This is a genomic window from Actinomycetota bacterium, assembly GCA_036280995.1.
In the GTDB taxonomy this organism is placed as follows: domain Bacteria; phylum Actinomycetota; class CALGFH01; order CALGFH01; family CALGFH01; genus CALGFH01.
The window spans coordinates 1-8,213 of the sequence record DASUPQ010000039.1 but is presented as its reverse complement, the minus strand read 5'-3'; the positions used below and the strand labels follow the sequence as shown (position 1 = coordinate 8,213).

The window sequence follows — 8,213 nt, the reverse complement described above, 5'->3', positions numbered from 1 at the left end:
GTTCCTTGCCGGTTCGGCGTGGCGTTGGTGTTCTCATAGGCGCCGACGATCTGGCCGCGGTTGTTGACGTCATAGGGGAGGGTCGCCAGCTGGGCCTCTGGCGCGTCGAAGCCGCGGTAGCGGCCGCGGTCCAGCAGGAACCCCGGGACGCCGGTGCGGGGACGGGGGTCCTGGCTGGAGCTGGCGCCAAGCCGGGTCATCGTTGGAGCTTGGACCCCCATCGGGGCGGCACCCCCATCGAGGTTGGCGGTGAAGCCGCGGCGGCGGCCGTGAGGACCGTGATCACGGCCGCGCCGGCGACGACCAGGCGCAGGCGGCGGCAACGGTTGGTGCGTGCGGTGGATGCCCTGCTGGTCTCCTCTCGGTGCTGGGTCGGTTTTCCCCGCTGTTCGCAGCAAGGGCCCTTGCGGTTCGGTCCGAGAGACCGGTCCGGTCGAGCCGGGCAGGCTCCAGCAGCGTGGCGGCGACCCCGGACGGCGGCAGGCCGGCTGCACAGGTCCATCCGGACTCGGACGCCATGGAGTTCCACAGGAATGACCGGTCCGTCAGACCCATTCCGCCGCTACGTGGCCGATCACTCCGGCCTGCTGGAGGCGGCCTGGCGGGAGCTGGCCGGCGGCCGGCTCTCCTGAAGCGTCAGCCTCTCCCGTGGCTCACGCTCCGCCTCCAGCAGCCGCACCGTGGTCACCGCGAGGTTCCGTCGGGCGGCTCGACCGGATGCAGCAGGACAGGTCCGTCCCCGACCTCCACCAGCGCTCGAGCGCCGGGGGGCAGCACCTCCAGGGCGTGGGCGGGCAGCTGCACCAATCCGGTCGGGCCGACGACCGCGTACTCCACGCCACCGCGGCCCTCCGCGCCCACCCGGCCGCCCCGGATGCTCACGGTGCGGTCCATCGCCCCCGCCGCCTCGCGATCATGGGTGACCATGACGACCGTGGTGCCGGTCTGGTCCCGCAGGACCCGCAGCAGCTCCAGCACCCGTGTGACATTGGCGCGGTCGAGCTGGCTGGTGGGCTCATCGGCCAACAGCAGCGGCGGCTCGTTCGCGACCGCCACGGCGACGGCGAGCCGCTGCTGCTCGCCACCGGACAGCGAACGGACCGACCTGCTGCCCGAGGCCTGGAGGCCGGTCGCCGCCAGCAGCGCGCGGGCCCGCTCGCGACGGCGCGCGGCCGGCACGCCGGCAAGGCGCATGGGCAGCTCGAGATTCTGCGCGGCACTGGCGTACGGCAGGAGGTTGCGGGCCGGGGTCTGGAACACAAAGCCGACCCGGCCACGGCGGAACGCGGTGAGCGCGGCCTCCGGCAGGCGCGCGAGATCCTGGCCGTCCACCCACACCCGGCCCGCGGCCGGACGTTCCAGGCCCCCGACCAGCGCCAGCAGCGTGGACTTGCCGGCGCCCGACGGGCCCAGCAACGCCAACAGCTCTCCCCGAGCGACGTCGAGGTCGACGCCCTGCAGGGCGACGACCTCGTGGCCGGCCGGCCGGTAGATCTGGAACAGGTCCCGGCAGGCGACCAGGCTGCCACGCGCCGGCGGCGTCACAGCACCTCCTCCCGCAGCAGCTCGGGCCGGGCCGCGCGCACCAGCCCCGCCACGACCAGCGACAGACCTGCGGCGACGAGCGCCAGGGCCAGCCCGGCACCGACGGTCAGCACCGGCCAGTCGGGCAGGTGCAGGGCCGGCGGCACCCTCGGCGGGTCCAGGAACTGGGGCACCGCCGGCAGGGCGACCAGCGCGGTGGCCAGCCCCACGGCGCCACCGGCCAGCACCCCCCAGCCGACGAGCACGGCGTGTTCCAGCGCGAGCGGCAGCCACAGGTCCCGGTGGCGCGCGCCGAGCGCGTCGAGCACGGCGAGCTCGAACCGCCGCCGCCGCCCATCCAGGTACAGGTGCAGCATCACCCCGCCGGTAGCGAGCACCGCCGCTGCAGCAGCACCCAGCACCAGCAGCAGCAGCGCGAGCGCGGGCGCCTGGCGGCCCAGATCCGCGCGGCGCTGCCCGGCGGTCAGGTCCTGCTCGATCTGCACGCCCAGCCGCTCGAGCCGGCCGACCGCGGCGTCCGGCTCCGGGCCAGCCGCCGCCCAGAGATGAGCGCGGCCGGCCAGGCGGGTGTCACGCCCGTACAGGAGCAGCCCCTCCAGGTCCACCAGCGCGGCGACGAACGCCCCGTCGGTCCCGGGCAGTGCCCGGGCGACGCCGGTCACCTTGAGCTTGAGTAGGGTGCCCTGTGCGTCCCTCACGGCCACGAGCCCACCGACCGCCTGGCCGGTGTCCTCCAGCAGGCCGGTGGTGACCACCGCGGGCAGCTGTTCGGGGACCGCTGCGGAGTTGACCGTGACCCTCGCCTCGGGGTCACGGTGCAGCGCGACGACGAGCGCTCCGCTACCGGCGGCGACCGTCGTGGGCAGCGCCCGTCCCTGCGCGCTGCGGACGTACCAGCGGCCGGGGTCGAACCCGCCGATCAGGCGCCACCTGCCGCCCTGGCGTGCCCGCACCGCCTCGAACCGGTAGACGCCGGCGACGCCCGCAAGCTCCTCGCTCTCGTCCAGCCGCAACCGCAGCAGCCGGTAGGATCCGGTCGAGGCCGCCCCGCCCGCGCCCACGACCCCGCGGTAGGCGTGCCGGCCCGGCCGGACCGGTCCGAGGAACAGCTGGATGATGCGCCCGTCCCCGCCGAGCAGCTCGGCGGTCAGCTCGGGCGGCGCCGAGCGCGCCACCGAGCCGGCCGCGAGCCGGATCTCGATCTCCTCGACCCGTCCCAGCTCCGGCGGCGGCATCCTGGCGGTCGGTCGCAGCGGGGCGAGCAGCCGGCCGAGCGGCTGCCCGGCAAAGTCCTCCCGCCAGAACGCGACGCGCCCGTAGCGGTCCGGGTCGATGCCGAGCAGCGTGAACGGCGTGCCCGAGAAGGCCACCGCGGCCCCGGTCCGCAACCCCGGCAGCAGCTGCCGGCCGCCCGGGTCGGCGACGGCGGCGATCCGTTCGCCCCGCATGCCCGGGGGAAGGCGGACCTGGAGGGCACGGGCCGCGCCGACCTCGGTCCACGCGCGGTCGTGGTGGTTGCGCCGTTGGTCCTGACGGAGGGTTGTGGCGAACGCGACCAGTCCGAAGGCGGCGGTCAGCAGGACCACGACTCGCAGCGCCGCGCCGCTGCGGCGGGCGACCTGCCTGGCGGCGAGGTAGATGGTCAGGGACCGGGAGCCGGCGTTCGCCCGCACCAGCCCACCGGCGAGCGCGGGCAGCGCCCGGGCGGCGAGCAGGCCGCCCGCGAGCACGGCCACGGCGGGTGCGAGCAGCGCGACGGGGTCCCAGCCGCCGCCCTGCCGCGGGCCGCCCAGGCGCAGGCTCACCATCCCCAGGATCGCGGCCGCGAGCAGGACCAGCTCCAGCACAAGCCCGGGCCCGGTGTCCGGTGCGGGGCGCCCCCGGCGCCAGAGGTCGAGCACGCGCCGGCGCACCTGCCCTGTGCCCGCGAGCGCCGTCGCCGCGAGCGCGGCGACGCTCACGACGGCGGCGACGCCCAGCGCGGGCAGGGTGACCGCGACCGGCACCCCGGGTCGAAGCTGCACGCGGGCGAGCGCGGACGCCCCGCCCCAGGCGACCGCGAGCGCCAGCGGGAACGCCACGAGGCTGACCACCGTGAGCTCGTAGGTGGCCAGAAGGAACGCCTGCCGGCTGGAGGCGCCGCGCAGCTTGGCGAGCGCGATCTCGCCCGCCCTGGCGTCCGCCGCCATGCGCGCGACGACGAGCAGCATGAGCATGACCAAGGCGTCGAGCTGCACGGTGGCGAGCAGCACCGGGGTGGTGAGCGCCCGGCGATCCAGCCCGGCCTGGTCGACCAGGGAGGGCAGCCGGCTCTCGACGCGCGTGCTGCCAGCGGAGGCCCAGGCTTCCCGGCGGAACTCGGTGACCGCTCTGACCAGGGCGGTGGCGTTGCTCAGGCGCACACGTCCCGGGTCGAGCGCGCGCTCCGCCGTTACCGACAGGCTCCTGGCCAGCGAGCGGTCGAGCTCCCGCAGCAGGGCCGTGTGATCCACCAGGACCGCGTCGATGGGCGGGTCGCTGCCGGCCCCGGGCTCGGGGGGCGGGGGAAAGTACGCGCGCAGCCCCCACCAGGGATCGGAGGGGGTGGGTTCGTAGATCCCCGTCACCACAAGGCCGGGAGCGACCGGCTCGCCCCGCAGGGTGGTGGCCTCCAGGCGGCTCCCCGGCCGTAGGCCGAGCCGCCGCGCCATGCGCGGGCTCACCGCGGCCTGCATCCGCTGGCCCTGCGCGCCGGCCGCCGGGCAGCGGCCGGCGCGCAGCCGCAGGTGCCCGCAGAGGCCCTCGCGGGCGGCGATCCGCGCCCTCGGTCCGTCGCTGTCCCCAGGCCGCGAGTACGTCAGAAAGCCCTCGCTCTCCAGCCCGAACAACGGCGGTTCCAGCGCGGGCACGGCCAGCCTGGGATCGTGCCGCAGCAGGTGCTGGAGCCGCGCCACCTCGGTGCTGGTCGTGACCTTCCGCTCGACCAGCAGCCCGGCGCTGAATGGCGAGGTCGCTGCGAGCCGGTCCTGCAGCAGGGACTCGCCGGCCGCCCGCAGGTACATGGCCCCGGCCGCCGCCACACCGACCGCGAACGCGGTCAGGGCGGTCAACGCCAGCGTCAGCCCAGCCCGGGCGGCCAGGGCGCGCACGGCCAGCCACAGGCCACCGAGCGCGACCCGCCAGATCGTCCGCACCCGCCCCAGGACGTCAGGCCCGCCTGCATCCGCGCGCGTCCGCATGGTCCACACCGTAGCGAGCAAGCCATGCTCAGGAAAGCCCGGACATGCGCTGTATCACCTGAAGGGGTCGACGTACCGGAGCGGGCCGTGCCTGCCGGTCAGGGGAGCAGGCCGCGCTCGGCCAGCAGCGCTTCGAGGGCGTCCAGCCAGGCGGCGTAGTAGGCGCTGGCGGCCGACTCGCCCGGCTCCGGCGGGCGCTGCCGGATCGCGGCCACCAGGTGGCGGCGGAACTCCGCCCAGCTCGCGCCGGTGCGGTCGAGCACTACCACGCCCATGCCGAGGGCGCGTCCCTGCCAGGGTTCCTCAAAGACCAACTCGCCGTTGTCGCGCGGCAGCGCCGTGCCCCCGGTGAGCGCGGCGTCCACCTCGGCGAGCCGTGGCCCGGCGCCGGCGCTCACGGCGACCCCGCCTGCGGCACGGCCGTGCCGATCATGCAGTCACGGGTGACCAGCGCACCCAGGGCCTCCTCGGTCAGGCCATCGGTGCCGGCGGGCCGCATCGGTACGACCAGGTAGCGGACCTCGGCGCTGGAATCCCAGACCCGGATCTCGACCTCGTCGGGCAGCTCGAGGCCGAACTCGCGCAGCACCGCGCGCGGCTCGGCCACCATGCGGGCACGGTACGGCGGGCTCTTGTACCAGGTGGGCGGCAGGCCGAGCACGGGCCACGGGTAGCAGGAGCAGAGCGTGCACACGACCACGTTATGGACGGTCGGGGTGTTGGCGACCGCGACCAGGGTGTCGGCCTCGGCGCCGCCGAAGCCCAGCTCGGCGATGGCCTTGGTGCCGTCGGAGAGCAGCCGCTCGCGGAAGGCGGGGTCGGTCCAGGCGCGCGCCACCACCCTGGCGCCGTTCTGCGGGCCGACGTCGCGTTCGTAGAGCTCCACGACCGCGTCGATAGCGTCGGCGGCGACCAGGCCCTTCTCGGCCAGCAGCGCCTCCAGGGCGCGGGCGCGCAGGGCCGCCCGCGAGTCCGGGCGGGGGTGGTGATGGTCGTGCCCGTGCTCGGTGCTCACTCGGCCTCCTCGAGGTAGCTCTCCCACAGGTCGAGCGCCACCGTCCACGGTGGTTCCTCGCCTCGGCCCCACAGCTCATCGGAGCGGAAGGCGACCGAGTAGACGGGCTCGACCGGCGCGTCCTTGCTGTAGACGGCCAGGTCGGGCAGCTCCCCCAAGCCCCGGACGCGCTCCACCACACCCAGGGCGCCGCGCACGTAGCGGGGGCAGCGCGTGTGGCCGGCCGGGCGCATGCGGCGCACCCGCACGCCCTGCCCGGGCACAAAGCGCGACCGCGTCGCCGGCTGCATCGGGACGACCTCCTGCAGCCACATGACGGCTCGTGCGGCCTGCTCCGGGTCCCGGTGCGGGGGCGGTTCCGGCCCGCCGGCGGCCAGCCGCCCCATCATCTCCTCGACCTCGCCGGCCGCGATCGTCCCCTTGCGCAGCAGCCCCTGCTCGGCGCTCCACAGCCAGCGCTCGTAATAGGAGGCCGCCAGATAGTCGGCCGGGTCCATCTCCTCACGGGTTGCGCGGCCGCCCGGCCTCGCGCCCAGACGTTCCAGCTTCACCAGCAGGTGGAGGGCGAAGACGCGCCCCTCCCAACGCTCGTGATACGGTGCCTCGCCACCAGGCACGACCACCGCGCCGAACCCGTGCATGCCGCCCAGATCGTGGATGCCGTCCATCTACCGCCAAATATAACCCGGGCCCAGTGACCGGGCTGCGCAGCCGCCGATCATGCCGGCGGGAATGTGGCCGGGGTGGCGGCAGTGTCTCTATCCATCCTCGTGCGCCCTCCGTCCCCGTTGGCCCTGATGCCTGCGCAGGCGGAGATGGCGGACTCACCGCGCACCTGACTAGTTCAGCTGGGCGATCAGTGCATGGCGATGGGGACGTCGGCCGTGATGGAGGGCTCGTGGCCGGGGAGGATCTTGCCCGGCAGGCGGGTGAGGCGGGCAAGGGTCTCGACGTACTCGTCGAGGCGGACGAAGACGCCGCCCGGGTGGATGCGGCCGTCTGAGCGGGCCCGGTTGGCCTCGATGCTGATCGTGTCGCCGGCAAGGATGGCACTGCCGCTGCCTGCGCCGACGACGACCACCTGCGATCCCGGGGTATGGCCGGGGGCGGCCAGAATCCGGATGCCCGGCGCAACACTGGTGTCGCCGTCGAGCGGGACGGCAGCCGACAGCGGGCTCTGGTGGAGCAGGAACTCGTGCGCGTACCTGAACGGCCGCTCATGCACCCACAGCGGGTCGGCGGCATAGCCGCGCTCGCGTTGCTGGATAAGGACCTGCGCATGCTCGAACAGACCGAGGCCGCCGCAGTGGTCCCAGTGCAGGTGGGTCAGGACCACCGTGCGCACCGCGCGCGGCGCAACGCCGTGTCGTGCGAGCGCCTCGTGCAGCTGGCGCTCGGTCGCATCACGCACCGGCAGGGTGTTGCCGGCGCACCACTCCAGGCTCGGCGGACCAGCATCGACAAGGATCGCCTCGTCGCCGGAGCGCACCAGCCATGCCCACATCGGCACGGCGAGCGTGTCCATGCCGGTGTGCCCGAAGCGCAGGTCGGCCAGGTCGACGTCGATGGTGCCCAGACGCAACGGGACGACCTCGATCATCGCTAGACCCTCTCAGCGCAGCGCCGACTGCTCACAGAGATGGATCGAGACCCCGATGGCCGGGCGCATCACTGCTGGCCTTCGCCCTGGTCTTGGGGGTACAGCTCCGGGTGCTTGTAGCGGGGGTGCCAGTCGTAGCCCTGCCAGGTGGTGAGCCTGCGGGGGACGATCTTGAACGTCCAGCAGGGTTCCACGTTGACCCCGCCGCGGTATTCGGCCGCACGCTCGCCCAGGTAGCGCGGTCCCGTGTGCTTCTCGCCGATCAGGTTCCAGAGCGACTTCTCGCCGTTCTCCAGGTACGGGCCGACGGCGGCCTCGACGACCACCGCGATGCCCTCACAGATCACCTTGCGGATCGGCGGGTCCGGCTCGTCGACGACGAGGGACACGCGGGGGTCGAGGGCCATGTTGTGCGCCCACACCGAGCGCTCTCTTGGCACGACCCAGAACGCCACGCCGTCCCAGTGGTACCAACAGGGCACAACATAGGGCCAGCCGTCCGGCTTGAGTGTCGCCAGCCGCGCTGTCCACGGCCCCTTCAGGAACTCGTTCATCTCCTCGCGGCTCATCGCGCCGATCTTCTCGCCACGCCAGCTCATGGTCGCCTCTCCCGGTCCGGTCGGCCTAGAAGATCTCGAAGTACTCGCGCTGTTCCCAGTCGGTGACGTGCTCGAGGAAGCGGCCGATCTCGCTTTCCTTGAGCGCCACGATGTAGTCGACGAACTGGTCGCCGAACTGCTCGCGGAACAGGCCGCTCTGCTTGAGGGCGGCGACCGACTCCATGAGGCTGCGGGGGAGCTTGGGGCGGGTCGACTCGTACGGCGTTTCCTCGAGC

At 74.0% G+C, this 8,213-nt stretch carries 9 protein-coding genes; all 9 read right to left on the bottom strand.

The genetic code is table 11. The annotated features are described in order from the left end of the window. Window positions 1–200, bottom strand: a 200-nt coding sequence (locus VF468_01015; GenBank protein ID HEX5876905.1) for a hypothetical protein, incomplete at its 3' end; no start/stop codon positions are given. Window positions 201–684: 484 nt separating this feature from the next. After that, window positions 685–1,545 carry an ABC transporter ATP-binding protein gene (locus VF468_01010; protein HEX5876904.1) on the bottom strand — a complete coding sequence of 287 codons (861 nt, stop codon included), beginning with the start codon at window positions 1,543–1,545 and terminating at the stop codon, window positions 685–687. Beyond that, complete coding sequence (locus VF468_01005) at window positions 1,542–4,763, bottom strand: FtsX-like permease family protein (protein HEX5876903.1); 3,222 nt, start codon at window positions 4,761–4,763, stop codon at window positions 1,542–1,544. Before VF468_01005 ends, VF468_01010 begins: the two co-directional genes overlap by 4 nt. A gap of 98 nt (window positions 4,764–4,861) precedes the next feature. Continuing rightward, a complete protein-coding gene (locus VF468_01000; GenBank protein HEX5876902.1) occupies window positions 4,862–5,161 on the bottom strand; it encodes a nitrile hydratase accessory protein in 300 nt (99 codons plus the stop codon). After that, the gene (gene nthA, locus VF468_00995) at window positions 5,158–5,778 is read right to left on the bottom strand and encodes a nitrile hydratase subunit alpha (protein ID HEX5876901.1); all 621 of its coding nucleotides are present in this window, start codon (window positions 5,776–5,778) and stop codon (window positions 5,158–5,160) included. Before nthA ends, VF468_01000 begins: the two co-directional genes overlap by 4 nt. Beyond that, window positions 5,775–6,446 carry a nitrile hydratase subunit beta gene (gene nthB / locus VF468_00990; protein HEX5876900.1) on the bottom strand — a complete coding sequence of 224 codons (672 nt, stop codon included), beginning with the start codon at window positions 6,444–6,446 and terminating at the stop codon, window positions 5,775–5,777. Before nthB ends, nthA begins: the two co-directional genes overlap by 4 nt. A 188-nt stretch (window positions 6,447–6,634) precedes the next feature. Then, window positions 6,635–7,378: an N-acyl homoserine lactonase family protein gene (locus VF468_00985; protein ID HEX5876899.1), complete on the bottom strand. Its 744-nt coding sequence runs from the start codon at window positions 7,376–7,378 to the stop codon at window positions 6,635–6,637. A gap of 68 nt (window positions 7,379–7,446) precedes the next feature. Continuing rightward, complete coding sequence (locus VF468_00980; GenBank protein ID HEX5876898.1) at window positions 7,447–7,977, bottom strand: pyridoxamine 5'-phosphate oxidase family protein; 531 nt, start codon at window positions 7,975–7,977, stop codon at window positions 7,447–7,449. 25 nt (window positions 7,978–8,002) lie between these two features. Continuing rightward, window positions 8,003–8,213: glutamine synthetase (locus VF468_00975; GenBank protein ID HEX5876897.1), on the bottom strand; the 211-nt coding region annotated here is incomplete at its 5' end.